The sequence below is a fragment of the uncultured Nitrospira sp. genome, from assembly GCA_902500695.1.
GTDB lineage: Bacteria > Nitrospirota > Nitrospiria > Nitrospirales > UBA8639 > Nitrospira_E.
In genome coordinates this window covers 37,057-56,334 of the sequence record CABVRQ010000018.1, presented here as the reverse complement: position 1 = coordinate 56,334, position 19,278 = coordinate 37,057, and the positions used below count along the sequence as shown (strand labels likewise).

Genomic DNA, 19,278 nt, shown 5'->3' with positions numbered 1-19,278 from the left:
TGGATTAGTTCATTTTAATTGGCTTCGGAGTTTTTACCGATTCATCTTTTAAAGAAGCCAAAAAGGCAATAAGCGCATCAATTTCTTGTGGGAACATGAGATCTTTATACTTATCAGGCATTTTCCCTTTATCGTAATCCTTATCAAATCCTTCTGCTTTCCAAGTCTTTGGATCTAAAATCTTTTCTTTCAACTGTTCAGGGGTCATGAGATTACCAATATTATCCATCTCAGGCCCACGCTTCTTTCCACCTTGACCATACAGCTTATGGCAGTTATAGCATTCTTGAAGTTCCCATTGATCCTTTCCCATTGCTACGAGATCACCAGAGGCGGCCCCACCCCCTCCGCTGCCCGTGGTAGCCGCAACCTCTACTTTAACCTCAGCCCCCAGGGAACTCAGTTGCTTGGAAATAGCCTTAGCCCGTTCATCCAATTCCTTTGCCCTGGCTATCAATTCATCTGCCTTCCCTTGCTCTGTTTCAGCCCGGCGAAGCTTTAAGACTTTTTCAATTTTTCCCTTTTCATCTTCTGGGTCAAACTGAGGCAGAATCGACGCCCCGGCAATATAGAGACCCGAAAGCAGTAGGTAAAATACAACCAACGCCCCAACCGCCTTCACCCCTTCCAACCGTTTCATCGCTGGAGCATCCAAAAGAATGAACACCAAAGCCCCTAGCATCGCATAAAGAAAAAACATGATCTGAAAGACTGGTGGGAAATGAGTATATTTGGCCCCAACTACCAACAACACTCCAATAATGACCCCCAAGGCGGTCTTTTTCATGACACTCTTGGCAAAACTTTGGTTAGCCATTTGTTTCCTCTTTTTTCAAGCTTCTCATTTAGCTTCAACTGGGACTGCCGATGCCATTGACGTTGCAGGCTTCGGACTCCCAGCTCTTAGCGTGACAAGAATAGCAAAACTCACAACAGCGTAAAACACAATAGTCACCCCAGTTATCCACCATGCCGAATAGGCCAGGGTCGGGGTAAACGCTTCAGGAGTAAAATCCGGAACGAGGTTATAAACATGGTAATACTTTCGCGTCAACGAACGTACTGTTCCCATGAGGCCCATTGTCCAAATCACACTAAAGGCTAGGAAGATGAGGACAAACTGTGAAGCGAAATCAATTTTTCCCCAGATGATTGTCCCTCGCTTAATGGCCCTGTTATATAACAGATAATTGACCACAGTCAGGAACACGAGTGTAAAGGCTGCCGCATTTTTTGCCGGCATGAGCGCTAATTCACTAGCCCATGAAGGCAACTCGACTTCCTCGGTTGCCAGACCTTGGGTCGGGACAAAACCATGAGGGGTCATCCAAATCGCATCGGCCACCACGATCATCAAAAAACCGACCTTGATCATAGTGAATGCCGAAACCGTGAAATTCTTGAGACCTGGAACCTTACCGAGAACCACAGGTAGAAGAACCAGGATTCCCAGGACGATCAAAGACTGCCACTCAGGTGGAGGAAACATTTTCCATGTAAATCCCATGATGGCTGGCATAAACACCACCACCACCGCGACGAATCCAGATATTCGTACCTGCTCCACACCCTGAATTCGCTTAAGGCTTAACCAGATATAATAATTACTGGCTAAAAATATCAGTCCAATCATGGCCCCCTGCATTTCAAAAAACATCGACAATTGGTCAGCCATCATGTAGGGACAAATGGATGCGTCATAATCACACAACTCGTAGGCTAGGAGATAACCCATGAACGGAAGAAGCAAGAGCGCCCCTACGCCGATCATGTTCCCCACAAACCCCATCCAGTCGTAATAGGCTCGCTCCTCATCTGTTTTTGATCCCATAAACATGTAGGCCGCAATAAGTCCGGCAATAAATCCACCAAACGTGACATTTCCTACCAGGCGATGAAGATTGAGGGGCATCCAGCTAAAATTAGCCATTTTGTCCCACAAGCTGGCGGTCTGAATAAACTCCACCAACGACAGACCTTCCACAGCTTTAGCTGGGGTATTCATAAATGAAGTCGGACCGTCAATGACAAAGAGCGTCACCGTTCCCACTATATTCAGTAGGATGCCAAGAGCGATATGCCGCCCTTTTTTTGCTCCTTTCATGGAGTCCCATGAATAAAAATAGGTATACAAAATTATTGTTTCAAGGATAAACAGCAGAGGGTAGATAACCGCAAACACAAGGAAAAAATGCTTGATCAACCATGTCGAAAAGTCAGGATATGTCCCGAGCAGGACAAAGATGAACAAACCTCCAGTTAAAGCAGTCATACTGTACAGAATGACTGTGACTTTAATAACTTCCTTGGCCAGACGGTCATACTTCGGATCGTTATTTTTATACCCAAGCCATTCAGCAACCACCACGAAAATCGGCGCGCCTAAAATAAATGCCGCAAACAGGATATGAAGTTGAGCGACGACCCACACCGCCGTTCTATTTCCCGAATAGGGAAAATCTACAAGTGGAGCATCAGGCACCTGGCCAAAGGCAACAGCCGCCCCACTCAGGCCCAACGCTAATACTATCCATAGACTTCGATTCAGTGTTTTCAAGGGTCCCCGCCCTCCTTCTTGTTCATTCAATTCCTGGATTACTCTGCGGCTTTTTCAGCCTCTCCACCGGCAGGTTCTGCGGCAGCAGGAGCGGCACCAGCTCCTCCCGAAGGAACCCATTGTCCTTTCGCAACATCATACTCCTTGCCCTTGAGCCCAAAGTTGGCTTCATACGCAATGACTTTCCAAATGGCGTCCTCTGAAAGCTTGCTCTTCCATGCTTTCATCTTTGTCCCAGATACCCCCTCAGATACTCGCCAAAACCATACCGCATCAGAATATAGCTCCATTTGCTCAGTTCGTCTGAAATCGCGAGCACCAGCCTTAACGGGTTTTCCATCTTTACCATGGCAACTCGCACAATTCACATCAATATTTTGCTGCCCAGTAAATATGGCTTCTCCCTCTTTTAAAATTTCGGGATTATTCCAGTAGCCTGCGGGCATATGCTTGTCCGCATATTCCGGTGGAGCAGGAGGAGGAGGTTGCGGCGGACCTTCACCACCACCACCACATGCTGACATCGACAGGCCAATGACGGCCAACCCACTAACTAAAAGACTTTTTACAAATTGAAACTCGTTCATTGTTCCCCCTCGTTTACCTGAATCTTGGTTTGCCAAATTCCACATCACCCTACCAAATCGTAGTCTCCCTAGACTTAATGACCAGAATCGCTCCTACTACATTTCTTCCTTCCGGTTCTTTTCCTCTTTTTATGCCTAATCAAACCCTTTCCACTTGTTCCTACTCAATTCCGCCTAGTGGTCTACAAAATTACCGAAACTTCTTCCAACGTAACGGCCCCAATAGCATGATCCAGAGTTTGGTGCCGAAATAGAATGGCAGAGGTTAGTTCCCCCAAATTAAGGAGAAGGATGCTCTCCGTCTTCGAATCATCGTAGCCACGCTCAACTTGCCCTGTCGACCCAATCTCTCCTGATTGAATGTCGAAGGGAGCCCTCGGATTTCATTGTGCAAGTGAAGGATAACTTTCTATAAACCATAGGCATAGGCTTTCCCATTCTCCGAAATATCTGCCAGAGCAACCCTCACGGAAACAACAGCCGTTTCAATGCCACCCCCGTCAATTTGGCCATCGATCGATGGTCTACCTCTGAATGGCATAATCACACTGCCCGGAAAAAGCGTCCAATCGGAAAGAAGCACAGCTAGAAAGAAACGACGGGATTGCACCACAGGCATACACCCTACATTCTTCAGCTTTCACAAGCCTTCGCAATTCTTCCAACTGAAAATCCCCTGGCAAACGCCTTTTTACTATTAAAAAATACTTCGGCTGCAATAGGTCTCTTGGGCCCAAAAAAGTTCAGGACTTCTATCACAGTCAGAAGCCAACCGTCAATTATTTCTTCCGTTCTTGCGCGCTCTTTCCCGCGTTCCATGCTTGTGTTTTAGGAAAATAAACATACCAGTCCATGAGTCGAGAGAGAAATAAATTTCCCATCCCACCTAGAGCCCGATTACAAGTAAAACCTGTTTTGGATAATATTGATGATTCAGAACGTTGAAGGGAAAACAATGCTTGCGGGAATAGTATCGTTAAGAGTTTGACTCAGACTTCTTCCACTTTTTCGCCCAGTCCTCCCACGATCGACCAAACGCCGTATCTTGCCCTGAGAATACGATTCCAGCCACATCTTGATATAAAACCATTCGCGGATGCTGATCCCCTGGCAGGAATAGCTGTATATACGGCTGAGGAGCCTCCTCCTGACGATCAAATACAAATCCCATAACCTGCTCCCCCTTTTTGAGTTCAATCGTCACATCGCCTCGATAATCAAACGCGAGGCTCATGGCTTCGTGCAATTCTTTCTCATTCGAAGGTTGCAGGCACCGGCCTTCCCATGACTCAGGAGAACCGATTGAGGATATTTCTAGATCCATGGATGACCCTTTACTTCCCGCTAAGCGTTGAGGCGATTACCAGATGATCCAGAGTTGAGGAAGGGAAAGATAAAATAGAAAGTAGGAGCTCACACAGCATTGGGAAACAGGGTTGCCCTGACGGTGCCAAAAAACCCACCCCATGAGCTGAAGGTATCTTTCACGGCCGAAGCTTCATATCCACAATGCACCATACAATCGCGGCATTGTTCATGTCGTCCCGTTCCATAACGCTCCCACTCCGTTTCTTCCATTAATTCTCGAAAAGTGGATGCGTACCCATCCTGCAATAAATAACAGGGGCGCTGCCATCCAAAAATATTATACGTGGGATTCCCCCAAGGGGTGCATTCATACTCCCGCTTCCCCATCAGGAATTCAAGGAATAACGGAGATTGGTTGAACTGCCACCCACGCTTTCGTTGAGCCAGTAATTGCGCAAATAACGAATGCGTTCGATCACGGCTTAAAAAACTATGCTGATCCGGAGCCTTTTCATAACTATACCCAGGAGAAATCATCATGCCTTCCACACCCAACTCCATCATCTCATCAAAAAATCTCCTGACACGAGCAGGCGCCGCATCATTAAATAATGTCGTATTGGTCGTTACGCGAAAACCTTTGGCCAAAGCGGCTTTAATGGCTTTCACGGCAACGTCATAGACGCCATCTCGACAAACAGCATGGTCATGCTCTTCCTTGAGACCATCCATATGGATACTGAATGTGAGGTATTTCGAGGGAGTATAGTCCTGCAATTTCCTTTCAAGCAGAATGGCATTTGTACAGAGATAGACATATTTTTTCCGCTTCACAAGCCCCTCGGCGATAGCTGGCATTTCAGGATGAATGAGAGGCTCTCCTCCAGGAATACTCACAATGGGCGCGCCACATTCATCGGCTGCAGCCAAGCATTGCTCAGGCGTCAGGCGCCGGTTCAAAATATGGTCTGGGTATTGGATTTTTCCACACCCTGCACATTCCAGATTACACCGAAAGAGCGGTTCTAGCATCATCACAAGAGGGTATCGCTTCACACCCCGCAAGTGCTGTGAGAGAGCATAATGAGCTACGGTGTACATTTGAGACACAGGTACCGACATTGTTATTTCACTCCTCGAGATAATTACCAGATTTCAAGAGCATTCACTTCTTATTCTCTGCATAAATCCCAACACCCAAGTCTGGTATAAGCCGAATGAATGGAGGCGCCGAGCGGGTTCGAACCGCTGAATCGCAGTTTTGCAGACTGCTCCCTTAGCCACTTGGGTACGGCGCCATTACGGGATCATTATAGGAAGTCTATTTTGTCTTGTACAAGAGAAGCCAGGGCTTTCTCTTTCTTTAGTCCTCAAAAGGCTGGAATCATTACTGACGAGGCAACACGGGAAGTTCTCTGGAAACAGATCGTATGGGGTTTAAGGAAAGATCTTCCATTGAGGAATCATTACTGGAAATGCCAACAGGTGTCTCATGGATATTGACGCTAGGGGCTTGACCACCTTGCTCTTTAGCCATCAATTCCACTTCTTCAATTAAAGTATGAAGAAGCTCTTCAGATGGCACCCGTTTATACAATTTCCCCTTTTTAAAGAGAATCCCTACGCCTTGCCCTCCGGCTATTCCAATATCAGCTTCTTTCCCTTCGCCGATTCCATTCACCACGCAACCTAAGACAGATACGGTGATTGGTGTGGTAATATGCCCCAGTCGATGCTCTAATTCGTTAGCCATTTTCACCACATCAATTTCAACTCGCCCGCATGTCGGACAAGCGATCACATTGACTCCCCGGTGACGAAGCTCCAGCGATTTCAAGATTTCAAAACCCACCTTGACTTCTTCCACCGGATCGGCCGCTAACGAGACCCGGAGGGTATCGCCGATACCCTGAGAAAGCAGCCAACCTAATCCAATAGCAGATTTCACAGCGCCGGTCATCGCAGTTCCTGCTTCGGTAATACCGATATGCAAGGGGTAATTGGCTTGTTGGGCAAACAACCAATACGCATCCATCGCCATATGCACATCAGAAGCCTTCAGGGACACCTTCATATTGGTAAAGCCAACATCCTCCAAAGCATGAACGGCATTCAACGCCGACTCGGCAAGAGCTTCAGCTGTGGGATAGCCATATTTTTCAAGAAGATCCTTCTCTAAAGAACCCCCATTCACTCCAATTCTGAGTGGAATGCCATAGTCATTGACGGCCCGAATCACCTCTTCTGTTTTCCACCATGGCCCAATATTCCCTGGATTAATGCGGACACAATCCACAAATTTAGCGGCTTTCAGAGCAAGACGATGGTCAAAATGTATATCCGCAATCAAGGGTGTCGTCATTTGGGATTTAATTTTTGGAAGCGCATCAGCCGCTTCCGCATCAGGAACCGCCACCCTAATCAATTCACATCCAGCTTTCTCTAACCGGTGAATCTGCTCCACGGTCCCGGCGACATCCCTCGGATGAGGAATCGTCATAGACTGGACCGTTATTGGGGCATCGCCACCAATTTTGACCGATCCAACCTGGATTTGTTTTGTTTTTCGTCGAGAAATATACACGAGAATAATCTAACGTATTGCGGCTTGCAGGGAAACCCGGTCATGTAACGCCTTGGCCTGATCATAAATCCCATCTGCCGTGAGGCCATACTTTTCCCGGAGCAAATCCTGAGGACCTTGCTCAATGTACCAATCTGGCAACCCGATCACCTTGGTCGGCATACCCCAACATTCTTCTTCTGATAGAAACTCTAATACAGCCGATCCAAACCCGCCCATCCGGCAACCTTCTTCAACCGTAATTAAACATTTCACTTTTTTGGCAATATCCCGGATAAGGTTTTTATCGAGAGGCTTCACAAACCGTGCATTGATGACAGCCACAGACACGCCCTCTTCTTGTAAACGCTCAGCTGCTTTCATCGCCTCCGAAACCATAACTCCAATCGCAATGATCGCCACATCTTGCCCATCAGACAACAGCTCACCCTGTCCAATTGAAAGAGGAATTGGCTCGGAATCTAATGGCACCCCCAGGCTGCTGCCGCGAGGATATCTGACCGCCACCGGCCCATCATGCACCAATCCTGTTTGGACCATATGCTGAAGTTCATTTTCATCTTTTGGTGCCATAATCACCATATTGGGAACATGCCGAAGAAACGCAAAATCAAAAGCCCCATGATGGGTCGTTCCGTCTTCGGCCACCAATCCTCCCCGATCAATACAAAAGGTCACCGGAAGATTTTGGGTTGCCACATCATGCACAACCTGATCATATGCCCGTTGCAGGAAGGTAGAGTACATGCAAATTACCGGCCGCATATTATCAGCCGCGAGACCAGCCGCATAAGTCACGGCATGTTGCTCAGCGATCCCTACATCAATTAACCGGGAGGGAAACTCCTTTTCAAACTCAGACATTCCTGTTCCCTCGCACATGGCAGCCGTTATCACCACCACCCGGTTATCTTTTTTGGCTTGACGAATCAGTGTTTTGGCCGCGATGGAACTATACGAGGGATGACCTGGCTTTTTCACCGGTTGCCCAGTCTTCGAATCAAAAGGTGAACAGGCATGGAACCAAACAGGGTTCTTCATGGCCGGCTGAAAGCCTAATCCTTTTTTGGTAATCACATGCAGGAGAGTTGGCCCTTTTAATTTCAAAACATTCTCCAGGGTCGGCAATAAATGCTCAAAATTGTGTCCATCAATCGGACCCACATATCGAAATCCTAATTCTTCAAATAGCAAACCTGGCAGCAGAAAGCCTTTGGCCAGCTCTTCTGCCCGGATTGCCATTCGCTTCACGGGTTCTCCAATTTGCGGAATGGTTTCCAGGAGTTGAGAAGTTTCTTCCCGAAGCCTTGTGTAGAATTCCCCGGTAAAGGTCCGATTAAGGTAGGCGGAAATGGCCCCGACGTTTTTGGAAATCGACATTTGATTATCATTCAGGATCACGACACAGTCCCGGCCCATATCTCCGGCATGTTGCAACCCTTCCAAGGTCATTCCAGCAGTGAGGGCACCGTCTCCTACGACGCAAACTACCTTATTGGACTTTCCTAATTGCTCACGAGCCTCCACAAAACCCACCGCAGCGGACACTCCGGTTCCGGCATGTCCGGCGTTAAACGTGTCATAAATACTTTCTTCTCTTTTTGTAAATCCGCTTATTCCCCCAAACTGGCGGACCGTATGGAATTGTTCACGACGGCCCGTTAATAATTTATGTGTGTAGGCCTGATTACTGGTATCCCAAACGATTTTATCGTCCGGTGTGTTCAATAAATACTGCAAAGCCACCGTCAACTCCACCACACCTAAATTGGAGGCTAAGTGCCCACCCACATGGGAAATCACTTCTATAATGAGTTCCCGAATTTCCTGACAGAGTTCAGGAAATTGGTCACGGGAAAGCTTCTTTAAATCTGCTGGACTTTCAATCCTTTTTAACAAGGACATTGCGCATCCTTTCTTGAAAGAACGTAACCTGTTGTAAGGGAATAACTAAAAATGTCCCAATCCCGACATGAATATACAAAATCTTCCCATAGCTGCTATACCCTGTCAAGCATTTAGATACCTGATTTTAGGAATGATCAGCAGAACGATCAACATTTCGCTGACTAAAAATCTGCTGCAGTAAGGCTTGGGCTTCCGGTCGATGAATCCGCTCCCATATCCATCGCTTTTTAAGAGGTGGCGTGTTAACGACCCGCGTTAGCTCCCTCACCGCCTCCAAAGTTTGCTCGTGCTTCAGATACCACTTCGCGAGGTCCAGCCCCGCCGGCGCATACTGGTTATCGAGAGAAACCGCCATTTTCAAGTGCTCCCCAGCTACTTCCTGATCTCCTCCTAACACCCAAGGCAATTCCTCATACATTCGCCCTAACATATGGTGAGCCTGAACATTTTGCGGATCAAGCTCCAACACCCGATGCACATGTTTCTTCAACTTCTGAATTGTCAATGCCGCCGCGACCAAACCCTCCAACTCCGCAGCACTCCCAAGGTTGGCAGCATACAAAAAATGGGCTTCCGCAGAAGACTCACGAAGATCAAGGGCTTTTTCGGCAACCCTGGCTCCCTCCTGGAACGCTGCCAACTTCTGCTCCCGATCAACGTATACCCCATAGCCCAGATCCAAATACAAGCCAGCCAACCGAAGCAAGCGCGTCGGGTCGGCTGAATTTGCGGCTCCTTCCCTCACCAAGGTCCCCAACTCCCTTTCAAGGCTCTCGGGATATTGCTGATCGATCGCATCCTCACTCCACAATGACCCAGAAGGGAGAGAGAGGATTCCTACCATTAGTGAGAATAACCCTAGACGCGCATATTGATGCTTATTTTTAGACCTTGTCAGCACATATTTTTCCTGCATAGCAGATCAACCATTATCTATATCAGAAAGGATAATTGAGCCCCGCAAACACCGCTCCACCCTCCTTACTATACCCCCAATCAACGCGGGCCATGACATTGGGACGAACAATGGCTCGGAATCCCACTCCAGGCGTAACCTCCCAGTTATGAAACTGGCGAAATTCGAAATTTTGATAGGTCCGACCCATATCCACAAATGGCGCCAATTCACATTCAATACTGACGTTAAACATCTTCATCCCAAATAGATGAATACGTTCCTCAACATTAAATGCCACCATATGCTTGTCTATAAATCTATCCCTCCCAAAGCCCCTGAGGTTCTCTTCTCCACCCAAAGAACTTTGCTCGTAAAAGGGAATATCGTTCCCAAAACTTAATTGCGCCATCGCCCTGGCCACAAAAATATATCGCTTAGAGGGACTCGGGATCAGGTGCCTGATATCAAACCCTGACCGAAAGTACAACATATCGTCCTTCTTCCCTGCATCAAAGTTCTGAGCTAATTCTCCAAACGCTTCAAATCGAGTCCCTGCTGTTGGGGTATTAAGGTTATCCCTGGAATCATATTGGAATACAAGACGGTGAGCCAAAATCGTCGCGCCTTTCATTCCCGGATCCCCTGGAAACCGATCCTTAGCATATGGCTCGCTATCGACGCCTCCCGGTTGAATTTCTACATCTCGAAACCTTTGGTTGACCGACAACCGCGTCACATCATTCAAATGAATTCCAAAATTCCAGTGAATTTGAATTTCACGACCCGTATAGTTTGTTTCATTATCTTGAGGAGTGACTTGCCCTAAGCCATAAAACCGCTTGGTCGCATTTTTGAAAAATTGTGCTCCAATATCCACAAAGAATAACCCTTCGATAAACCCAGGGTCCTGGAAGCGAAATTTCAGCTTTCGTTCAATTTCCTCGGTATACGAACCGACCGCCTCCATTTGCCTCCCGCCAGACCAATAATGAAAATAATTCAATGTTCCCCGAACCCCTAAAAAGGAATTGTGAATCAGCATCGGGGCAACGAGAGACCGGAGGTTTCCTTCCGCATCTGAATTCAATACCGGCGCAATCAGCCCAAAGTCCTGCCCGTCATTTTTTGAAGCAGAAACCGCAGGAACCACAAAAAAAGAATTTTCGGCGAGAGCGATTGATGAGGGAAGGATAGCGCCGCCCACAGCCAGGCGGAATAACGCCGGGCCCCAGAAACGAAACGATATCACAAAGCCGACCCCTTAGGACGAAGTCCCCAGGTCGGCTTTTGAACGAAGTTTCTCGAGGAGGGCTTCAAACGATGAGGCGTTAATAATGCGAGAAAACTGTCCGCGGTAATTTTTCATCAAGCTCACTCCATCAATCACCACGTCATACACCCGCCACTCCCCATTTTTTTGCAACAGACGATAATCCAAGGGTATCTGCACTTTTGGAGACACCACTTTGGTCTGGACTTCAGCAAATTCTCCCTTTTCCCGCTCCTTCAAGTATTCCACTTCCTCTCCCGAATACCCGTCTACATTGCCGACGTAGGAATTTGCCAAAAACTGCTGAAATAAGGTCACAAATTCTTGCTGCTGCTCTGGACTTAACCCCTTCCATTGAGAAGCCAGAGTGCGCTTGGCCATTTCGGCATAGTCAAATCGCCGACCAATGATTTCTTCCAGCTTCGCGCGCCGCTCCACTTCTCTCCCAGGATCCTTCAACGCTTGATCCCTCAGCACCACAAATACCTGATCAACGGTCTCCTTGACCGCTCCCGTTGGAGTACCTCCTCCCCATGCGCCAGTCAAACAGGCAAGAGAAACTACCACCCAACCCAAAAAAATTACCGCCACCTTTTTTGAAAAATTTCCACACTGAAACATTCGAGATGCCTTTTGTCCAATCTTCATCGTTGATTCAGGCTTCCGAACCAATTCCCTTTGCATATTCCTCCACCTCTATTTCACTGAACGAGTATCATTCCACATTTCCGTGGATAAATTGACTAATCACCTGCTCTAGGTCAATCCCAGATTCAGTGTCCACAATGGTCCCACCTGTCTTCAAACGTTCACCAGCCCCCCCGGGAGATAATTCCATGAATTTTTCTCCTATAATGCCACGAGTCTTTATTGAAGCAATTGCATCATCAAACACTGTGATCCCATCCTGGATCGCAAGAACCACTTGAGCCCGATCTTCTTTCAACCCGATATTTTTTATTCGGCCCACCTCTACTCCGGCAATTTCCACTGAAGCTCCGTTTTTCAACCCGGAAGTGGAAGAGAATTCAGCCTGGAGTTCATAATAATCCCCACCGACCAGTTCAAGCTTTCCCAATTTAATCGCCAAATACCCAAGACAGATGATTCCCACCAACACAAAAAGGCCGACGATTAATTCAAGTTTTCCACGTTCCATCATAATAATTCAGTTAGGTTAATTGATGTTTTATTGAGGAAAAGACCAGGAAGGATAATTTTCATAGTTCAGCGTGTCATAAATTTTGCGCTGACTCCTTAACCCACCATCAGGAGCCACGATTCAGACAGGAGCGAGATGAATGCCATCATTGACGGAAATAAACTCACGAACCACAGGATCGGCAGTCTGTCGAAATTCCTCTGAAGGGCTCATAGCAATAATCTTTCCATTCTTTAACATAGCAACCCAATCAGAGATAGGGAAGATCTCTGGAATTTCGTGACTCACCATAATACCGGTAAACCCAAAGGTTTTATGCATGGCCAAAATGAGATCATGGATGGCATGGGCCATCAACGGATCCAACCCCGTCGTCGGTTCATCGAACAGAATGATCTCAGGCCCCATCACCAGTGCCCTAGCCAATCCTGCACGTTTCTTCATTCCTCCGCTCAGTTCTGCAGGAAATTTATGGCCCATCTTGTCCAACCCTACCCTCTCCAGCATCTCTGGTACCCATCGACAAATTTCCTGTTCAGCCATCATACGTTTTTCTCGCAGGGGGAAAGCGACATTATCAAATACATTCATGGAATCAAACAAGGCAGCCGATTGAAACAACATAGCAAATTTTTTTCGTATGTCATTCAATTCCTGTTCATTGATTTTCGTAAGGTCTGTTCCATCAATAATGACTCTGCCTCGATCAGGGCGAATCAATCCAATGATGTGCTTGAGCATCACGCTTTTCCCCTCACCGCTCGGACCGATAATTGTCGTAATTTTACCTTTAGGGATATCGAGAGTGACCCCTTTGAGCACAGCTTGTCCCCCTAAGGTCTTTTCCACCCCTTCGAGTTTAATGACAATCGGTAGACTTGCAGCCATGCCTAACGTTACATAAGAACAGAGGTTAAAAAATAGTCCCACACCAAAATGAGAACTGCCGCTAATACCACAGATTCAGTGGTAGCTCTCCCCAGACCCTCGGCACTCATCCTTGTGTAATACCCCTTATAGCAGCAGACCCAGCTGATTATCAGACCAAAACTAATGGACTTTAATATTCCCCCATAGACATCTTTCCATTCCACCGCTGATTCGATTGAACTCCAATAGGATCCCCCACTGACTCCGAGCAACTTGACCCCAACCAGATACCCTCCCCAAATTCCCACAACGTCAAATATAGCAACCAACAAGGGTACGGAAATAAGAGACGCGACAACCTTAGGAGTAATCAAATACTGTAAAGAATTGATCGCCATAGTCTCCAACGCATCAATTTGCTCGGTAATACGCATGATGCCGATTTCTGCGGTCATGGCGGATCCCGCGCGAGCCGTCACCATCAATGCGGCCAATACCGGGCCCAGTTCACGGATCATGCTTATCGCCACAGCAGACCCTAGCAAACCTTCAGACCCAAACTTTCTCAGGGAATAGTAGCCCTGGAGAGCTAAAACCATCCCGGTAAATAACGCCGTCAGAATCACAACAAAAGACGACTTGAAACCCACAACATACATTTGCTTGATAATTTGAACGATCCTCACGGGTGGTCGGAACAACCATCCAAACGTCCGGATCAAGAACACAAGCATGGCCCCCATTTCCTCTATCAAGGAAAGAGTCCGCTTCCCAATGCGTTGCAACAATATCATGGAATTTTCGAGCGGGATTTATTGATGGCCATAGAGAACGTTGGCGTAGAAATAATGTCAAAAAAAATGTCGAAAAAATTAGAAAGCTGGATACCCGCCTGCTTGGAATTCCTGTACAAACGAAATAATCCCTTCCAACATCGAGGAGTAAATAGGACCAGTATTACTCCTCCAACCCATCCAAATGGTTTGAGAAACACATTGAAGTCTACCGGCAAATCTTCGTTAATACCATCAGAGATCGAACGAACAATCAGAAAAGGAAGACCATGATGCTTCGCCACCTGCCCAATTGCTCCACTCTCCATATCGACAGCCACTGCTCCTGACCGTTTTCCCAGAATCCCTTTTTGTGAAGCCTGTGTTAGCACTCGATCCGTCGTCACAAACCGGCCACTTTGAAGAGGATAACCATCCATCAATTGGATACTTAATGATACCTTGACCCAATCAGGATGACACTTGATTGGTTGTAGATCAGAATCAGACAACAAATCTCCAGATTGTCCCAACAGAAGAACCTCCTGACCAATGACCAGTGATCCGATTGGTGAGGAATTAAGAGCCCCGGCAAAACCTGTAGAAATAACAAGATCCCATGCTTCGCTCTCTAAAATTTTCTGGGTAACCGATCGTGCCTTGTCGGGACCCATTCCTGTCTGAATGACCAAAACATGGGTTGATTTAGCCTGACTCTCTAATCCGGCATGACCCAGGCAATTAACAAAGCTCCCTTGGGGAAGAACTCGACCAATAGCGTTAAACTCTACTTTGGTTGCTGTCAATATGACGATTCTGGTCAGAAGAGGCTCCTGCCATATCATACGCGAAAGGGAGATATGCCAAAAACGAGCAGTCAGGTCAGAAATTACACAAGCTTACTGATGTGTCTGGCCACTTGTGCGGCCTTTCGTAAATGGTCAGCCCTTGCTTCCCCAGTCATTTTTATATTCCGGTACATACTCAGGGCCCATATGGGGAAATACTTAGAATAACCATGGTACCGTAAATAAAAGACTCTGGGGAACCCGGTACCTGTATGAAACGGCTCATCCCAAACACCATTCTCACGTTGATGGCGAATGAGCCAATTGACTCCACGGACAACACTAATGGAGTCTGATTCTCCAGCCTGGAGAAGTGCCATAAGAGCCCACGCCGTTTGAGATGCCCCACTTTCTCCTCGGCCGGCCTTCTGCGTTTCAGCATAGGAATCACAAGATTCCCCCCAACCCCCATCAGGGTTCTGAACGGACTCCAGCCAAACCACGGCCTGCTGAATCCAGGGCACCGTCATATCAATACCTATTGCACGAAGACCTGAAAGGACACACCAAGTCCCATAAATATAATTAACCCCCCATCGGCCATACCAACTTCCGTTTGGCTCTTGTTCCTTGCGTAAGAACTCAATTGCAGGGTTCACAGCAGGGTGAGACTGGTCATACCCTAACGTTCCTAACATTTCCAAACATCGCCCGGTTAAATCGGCGGTACTGGGATCCAGGAGAGCCTGATGATCCGCAAAGGGAATCTTATTGAAAATTAATTTATTGTTATCCTTATCGTATGCTCCCCACCCACCATCGGACCCCTGCAACGCCAAAGCCCATCGAAATCCTCGTTGAATGGCCTCGTCAGAACCGGATAAATCGACAGGGTAAATCTTGGCCAGCCCCGTCACCACAGCTGCGGTATCATCAACATCGGGATACCATTCATTTTCGAATTGGAAGGCCCACCCACCACACCGAGCTTCCGGAGCCGACACAGCCCAATCTCCCACTTTTTGACATTGACGTGATCGCAACCAGGCATCTGCCCGTCGCAATGACGTATGGTCCAGCGCAAGGCCCCGTTCGATCAACGCATTAATAGTTAATGTTGTATCCCACACTGGAGAATGACAAGGCTGTAAATGCAACATAGCGGGAGTTAGTGTGCTTCCCGGATTCGAGTAAATTTCAAGGTCTTCAATTTCCCTCAATGCTTTCTGAACCAACGGATGATCCGTAGAATATCCCAAAGCTCGAAGCGCATAAATCGAATAGGCCATAGCGGGATAAATGGCCCCTAACCCGCCTTCTCCATCCATATGTTCAATTACCCACGCCTGTGCACTTTTCAACGCCTTTTTCCGAAGGGCCTTTATCGGGTAGGCTTCATATACACGAAGCAACCCATCGACCCACACAAAAAAATTCCGCCAACTTACGAGGGTGGAATCCCGGTTCAGCGGTGGTACCTGGGCAAAGTCTACCTCCTGACGAGGCTGAAGAAAAAGTTCATCAATCCCTTGTTCTTTGGAGATTGCGCAAATGGGGCGATGGGCAAAAACAATTAAAAGCGGAATAATGACTACACGAGACCAATACGAAACTGCATATAAATTAAAATAAAACCATCGTGGGGCTAAGAATATTTCAGGAGGCATACACGGTATCCCCCGCCAATCATATTGCCCGAATAATGCTAAGGTAATTTTTGTGAAGACATTGGCCTGAACAACACCACCTTTTCCGAGAATTAAATCCCTCGCACGTTGCATCACAGGCTCATCAGGAGAAACCCCAGTCAGTTTGAGCGCAAAATAGGCCTTTACCGATGCACTGATTTCTGAAGGCCCTCCGGAAAAAATCGGCCATCCTCCATCCTCGAGCTGGGTATGAAGTAAATACCGAGTCGCTTTCCGCTCTTTTTCAGGATCAACCATATCCAGAAAACGTCGAAGCATCACATACTCAGATGTCAAAGTCGTATCCGCTTCCAACTCCTCAACCCAAAATCCCTGTTCAGGATCTTGCATGCCCAATAACCAGTCCTCCCCTTTTTGAAGAGCTGACTCCAGAGCACTCATATGCCCAAGATTGGCAGTTCGTTGGAGGGTAGGATCCTGAGAAACCTCCGGATGCAGGTTATGAGAAACCAGCTTAAGGGGCGGTGGCTTTTGCTTTCCCCGATAGGGTATTAACTTTGGGGTCAGGGTTTCAAAAATATTCCCCGATAACCGTACCAAGAATTGCTTGAGCAACTTCATGCAGCCGTTCTTTCAGAGATTCAATTTTTAATAATGCGATTGTGGGGGAATGTTAACAACCAATGTGAGATTCACTGGACGAAAAAAGCCCTGCTTAAACAGGGCTTTATAACGAAACGGGACTAGACTGTCAAGCCGATGGCTCCTCACCAGGAAATAGGTTCTGAATTAAGACCCTCCCTAGGTTGAAAGTAGAACAATTCGATCACGGTGGTGTTTCACCTGACGAGTTCCGTTCCGCGTGTCAAATACCACGGGAGCGTGATCAACAATCAACTGGTAATCAAAGGCAGAATGCGCGGTCAAAACCAGCGCACAGGAACTGCGCTTTAATAATTCATCATTTACCTGTTGAGATTTATATTCCTGTCCTTGAATAATAAGGGAAGGAGTATAGGGGTCCGAATATTGCAAATCGGCGCCTTCCTGTTGCAGCAGCTCCATGACTTTTGTGGCAGGCGACTCACGTGGGTCTTCGATGTCGGCTTTATAGGTTACTCCCAACACGAGGATGATTGAACCTTTTAAGCATTTCCCTCGTTGATTTAAAATCCGCTGAAGTTTATTCATCACAAAATACGGCATATTTTCGTTGATTTCCCCAGCCAGCTCAATGAATCTGGTATGGACATCATACTCTTTTGACTTCCACGCTAAATAATATGGATCAAGCGGAATGCAATGCCCACCCACACCAGGGCCAGGATAAAAAGGCATAAAACCGAAATTCTTCGTGGCCGCAGCATCAATCACTTCATAGACATTAATGTTCATTCGGTCACACAGCAAAGTGAGTTCATTCACTAAAGCGATATTCACTGAGCGAAAAACATTTTCAAATACCTTAGCCATTTCCGCTACCCGTGGCGAACTGAGAAGAAAGATTTTCACGATGGATTGCTCGTAAAAAGTTTTGGCAACTTCCCCGCATGCTTCTGTGACACCACCCACCAATTTAAATGTGTTATGAGTTTTAAACTCAGGATTTCCTGGATCAACCCTTTCTGGCGAAAAGGCAACAAACAGGTCCTTTCCAACCGTTAAGCCTGTTGCCGTTAAGGCGGGCAAAATGACCTCCTCGGTTGTTCCAGGATATGTTGTGCTTTCTAATACCACGAGCATATTGGGATGTGAATTATCGGCAAGATGCCCGAGAACTTTCACGATGGCCGAGATATCCGGTTCTTTATTTTTGGTCAGGGGAGTCGGCACACAAATAAGGATAACATCGCACTGCCGTAACACAGAGAAATCGGTTGTCGCCTCTAATCTTTTTTGCTCAACGACTTCTCGCAAATCAGAGTCCACCACATCCAATATATAATTACGCCCCTGGTTCACCATTTCCACTTTGGCGGCCACTTCATCCACCCCAAATACCTGGTACCCAGCCTTGGCCTGAAGAACGGCTAAGGGAAGCCCCACATAACCTAACCCAATCACTCCAACCTTGGCTGACCGATTTTTAATTTTATCGAGTATTTCCACTTGTGCCCTCCTCCTTGAGGCTTCTTAAAACGATTGAGTTAAAGTTCAGGAAAAATCAACTTTTTTTGAGCCGATTCCCATTGAATGCATAGCGCACCAACACAAAAACCTATGTCGACACATCATTCGTCACGTTGGTGATGACCTTTTGCTCATTAATCGTCCACACGTCGCAGGTCGTATCTCCATCAATATTTCCGATCGCAACGGCCGTAAAACCTAATGCACTCACAGCATCTAGATTCGGGTCTGTACAACCAGGGGGTAATGTCCCAAGATTGGCATTGCCTATTTTGTAAAAATATCGTTGCGAGGACCCACTCATGGCAAATCCAATCGCGTTAAAATCATCTATATACCCATTATTTTCAGCGAAATAGGCAATTTGTGCGGTATGAATTGCTACCAAATTGCTTTTTGCCTCTGTTTGTTTGGCTTTGGCTTGGTAACGCAAAAAATTTGGAATGGCTATAGTCGCCAATATTCCAATAATTGCCACCACAATCATCAGCTCAGTTAAACTGAATCCCTTTTGGTTATTGAGTTGAGTCAGCATCCTATGAAACCTCCATGGAGGAGGACCCTCCAGCAGATTGTTATATATCTCACCCTCGGAAGAGGGTACACCTAGTCTACTCAAGTAGCCAGGGTTCCGATGATAATCAATATGGCAATGGAACTTCGAAACGCTACCAAATTCATATAACTGCCCATTTCAGCGACTCAAAGACGAGAGCTTCATCGTCGTGCAAGGCTAATAAAGAAAAGGCGTGACTGTTTATTCGCCAGAAAGAAAGCAAATCTTAAGAATCAGC

The 19,278-nt window shown here is 46.9% G+C and carries 18 protein-coding genes and 1 tRNA gene; all 19 read right to left on the bottom strand.

All coding sequences use genetic code 11. The features are described from left to right. Positions 1 to 4: 4 nt before the first annotated feature. The 19 genes from AAH187_RS06885 to AAH187_RS06795 all read right to left on the bottom strand — a co-directional run bounded on the left by AAH187_RS06885 (position 5) and on the right by AAH187_RS06795 (position 19,019). Complete coding sequence (locus tag AAH187_RS06885; RefSeq protein ID WP_342347705.1) at positions 5 to 817, bottom strand: cytochrome c; 813 nt, start codon at positions 815 to 817, stop codon at positions 5 to 7. A gap of 24 nt (positions 818 to 841) precedes the next feature. Beyond that, positions 842 to 2,557 carry a cytochrome ubiquinol oxidase subunit I gene (locus AAH187_RS06880; protein WP_342347704.1) on the bottom strand — a complete coding sequence of 572 codons (1,716 nt, stop codon included), beginning with the start codon at positions 2,555 to 2,557 and terminating at the stop codon, positions 842 to 844. Positions 2,558 to 2,595: 38 nt separating this feature from the next. Next, complete coding sequence (locus tag AAH187_RS06875) at positions 2,596 to 3,144, bottom strand: c-type cytochrome (RefSeq protein ID WP_342347703.1); 549 nt, start codon at positions 3,142 to 3,144, stop codon at positions 2,596 to 2,598. Between the two features lie 409 nt (positions 3,145 to 3,553). Then, a complete protein-coding gene (locus AAH187_RS06870; protein ID WP_342347702.1) occupies positions 3,554 to 3,763 on the bottom strand; it encodes a hypothetical protein in 210 nt (69 codons plus the stop codon). A gap of 357 nt (positions 3,764 to 4,120) precedes the next feature. Continuing rightward, complete coding sequence (locus tag AAH187_RS06865) at positions 4,121 to 4,468, bottom strand: hypothetical protein (protein WP_342347701.1); 348 nt, start codon at positions 4,466 to 4,468, stop codon at positions 4,121 to 4,123. Between the two features lie 89 nt (positions 4,469 to 4,557). Further along, complete coding sequence (gene hpnH, locus AAH187_RS06860) at positions 4,558 to 5,574, bottom strand: adenosyl-hopene transferase HpnH (RefSeq protein WP_342347700.1); 1,017 nt, start codon at positions 5,572 to 5,574, stop codon at positions 4,558 to 4,560. Positions 5,575 to 5,674: 100 nt separating this feature from the next. After that, positions 5,675 to 5,750: transfer RNA gene (locus AAH187_RS06855), tRNA-Cys, on the bottom strand. A gap of 89 nt (positions 5,751 to 5,839) precedes the next feature. Next, positions 5,840 to 7,036: a flavodoxin-dependent (E)-4-hydroxy-3-methylbut-2-enyl-diphosphate synthase gene (gene ispG, locus AAH187_RS06850; protein ID WP_342347699.1), complete on the bottom strand. Its 1,197-nt coding sequence runs from the start codon at positions 7,034 to 7,036 to the stop codon at positions 5,840 to 5,842. A gap of 9 nt (positions 7,037 to 7,045) precedes the next feature. Further along, the gene (gene dxs / locus AAH187_RS06845; protein ID WP_342347698.1) at positions 7,046 to 8,941 is read right to left on the bottom strand and encodes a 1-deoxy-D-xylulose-5-phosphate synthase; all 1,896 of its coding nucleotides are present in this window, start codon (positions 8,939 to 8,941) and stop codon (positions 7,046 to 7,048) included. 127 nt (positions 8,942 to 9,068) lie between these two features. Further along, positions 9,069 to 9,845, bottom strand: a complete 777-nt coding sequence (locus AAH187_RS06840) for a TRAP transporter TatT component family protein (protein ID WP_342347697.1) — start codon at positions 9,843 to 9,845, stop codon at positions 9,069 to 9,071. Between the two features lie 37 nt (positions 9,846 to 9,882). Further along, on the bottom strand, positions 9,883 to 11,091 hold the full coding sequence (locus AAH187_RS06835; protein WP_342347696.1) for a BamA/TamA family outer membrane protein: 1,209 nt from the start codon (positions 11,089 to 11,091) through the stop codon (positions 9,883 to 9,885). Between the two features lie 12 nt (positions 11,092 to 11,103). Beyond that, the gene (locus tag AAH187_RS06830) at positions 11,104 to 11,796 is read right to left on the bottom strand and encodes an ABC transporter substrate-binding protein (protein ID WP_342347695.1); all 693 of its coding nucleotides are present in this window, start codon (positions 11,794 to 11,796) and stop codon (positions 11,104 to 11,106) included. Between the two features lie 31 nt (positions 11,797 to 11,827). After that, positions 11,828 to 12,274 (bottom strand): outer membrane lipid asymmetry maintenance protein MlaD, encoded by a 447-nt coding sequence (gene mlaD, locus AAH187_RS06825; protein ID WP_342347694.1) that lies wholly within the window; start codon positions 12,272 to 12,274, stop codon positions 11,828 to 11,830. Between the two features lie 120 nt (positions 12,275 to 12,394). Further along, positions 12,395 to 13,162, bottom strand: a complete 768-nt coding sequence (locus AAH187_RS06820) for an ABC transporter ATP-binding protein (protein WP_342347693.1) — start codon at positions 13,160 to 13,162, stop codon at positions 12,395 to 12,397. A gap of 8 nt (positions 13,163 to 13,170) precedes the next feature. Further along, complete coding sequence (locus AAH187_RS06815; protein ID WP_342347692.1) at positions 13,171 to 13,938, bottom strand: ABC transporter permease; 768 nt, start codon at positions 13,936 to 13,938, stop codon at positions 13,171 to 13,173. Then, positions 13,935 to 14,723, bottom strand: coding sequence for a hypothetical protein (locus tag AAH187_RS06810; protein WP_342347691.1), 789 nt, complete (start codon positions 14,721 to 14,723; stop codon positions 13,935 to 13,937). Before AAH187_RS06810 ends, AAH187_RS06815 begins: the two co-directional genes overlap by 4 nt. An 83-nt stretch (positions 14,724 to 14,806) precedes the next feature. Beyond that, positions 14,807 to 16,975: a squalene--hopene cyclase gene (shc, locus tag AAH187_RS06805; RefSeq protein ID WP_342347690.1), complete on the bottom strand. Its 2,169-nt coding sequence runs from the start codon at positions 16,973 to 16,975 to the stop codon at positions 14,807 to 14,809. A gap of 180 nt (positions 16,976 to 17,155) precedes the next feature. Continuing rightward, a complete protein-coding gene (locus tag AAH187_RS06800; protein ID WP_342347689.1) occupies positions 17,156 to 18,463 on the bottom strand; it encodes a nucleotide sugar dehydrogenase in 1,308 nt (435 codons plus the stop codon). A 109-nt stretch (positions 18,464 to 18,572) separates the two neighbouring features. Continuing rightward, positions 18,573 to 19,019 (bottom strand): prepilin-type N-terminal cleavage/methylation domain-containing protein, encoded by a 447-nt coding sequence (locus AAH187_RS06795; RefSeq protein WP_342347688.1) that lies wholly within the window; start codon positions 19,017 to 19,019, stop codon positions 18,573 to 18,575. Between the last annotated feature and the right edge of the window lie 259 nt (positions 19,020 to 19,278).

Bases quoted from the DNA above. Each gene is read 5' to 3' on its own strand.
- AAH187_RS06830 (WP_342347695.1), bottom strand. From the start codon at position 11,796: ATGCAAAGGGAATTGGTTCGGAAGCCTGAATCAACGATGAAGATTGGA.
- AAH187_RS06885 (WP_342347705.1), bottom strand. From the start codon at position 817: ATGGCTAACCAAAGTTTTGCCAAGAGTGTCATGAAAAAGACCGCCTTG.
- AAH187_RS06870 (WP_342347702.1), bottom strand. From the start codon at position 3,763: ATGCCTGTGGTGCAATCCCGTCGTTTCTTTCTAGCTGTGCTTCTTTCC.
- shc (WP_342347690.1), bottom strand. From the start codon at position 16,975: ATGAAGTTGCTCAAGCAATTCTTGGTACGGTTATCGGGGAATATTTTT.
- mlaD (WP_342347694.1), bottom strand. From the start codon at position 12,274: ATGATGGAACGTGGAAAACTTGAATTAATCGTCGGCCTTTTTGTGTTG.
- AAH187_RS06865 (WP_342347701.1), bottom strand. From the start codon at position 4,468: ATGGATCTAGAAATATCCTCAATCGGTTCTCCTGAGTCATGGGAAGGC.
- AAH187_RS06795 (WP_342347688.1), bottom strand. From the start codon at position 19,019: ATGCTGACTCAACTCAATAACCAAAAGGGATTCAGTTTAACTGAGCTG.
- AAH187_RS06820 (WP_342347693.1), bottom strand. From the start codon at position 13,162: ATGGCTGCAAGTCTACCGATTGTCATTAAACTCGAAGGGGTGGAAAAG.
- hpnH (WP_342347700.1), bottom strand. From the start codon at position 5,574: ATGTCGGTACCTGTGTCTCAAATGTACACCGTAGCTCATTATGCTCTC.
- dxs (WP_342347698.1), bottom strand. From the start codon at position 8,941: ATGTCCTTGTTAAAAAGGATTGAAAGTCCAGCAGATTTAAAGAAGCTT.
- AAH187_RS06815 (WP_342347692.1), bottom strand. From the start codon at position 13,938: ATGATATTGTTGCAACGCATTGGGAAGCGGACTCTTTCCTTGATAGAG.
- AAH187_RS06875 (WP_342347703.1), bottom strand. From the start codon at position 3,144: ATGAACGAGTTTCAATTTGTAAAAAGTCTTTTAGTTAGTGGGTTGGCC.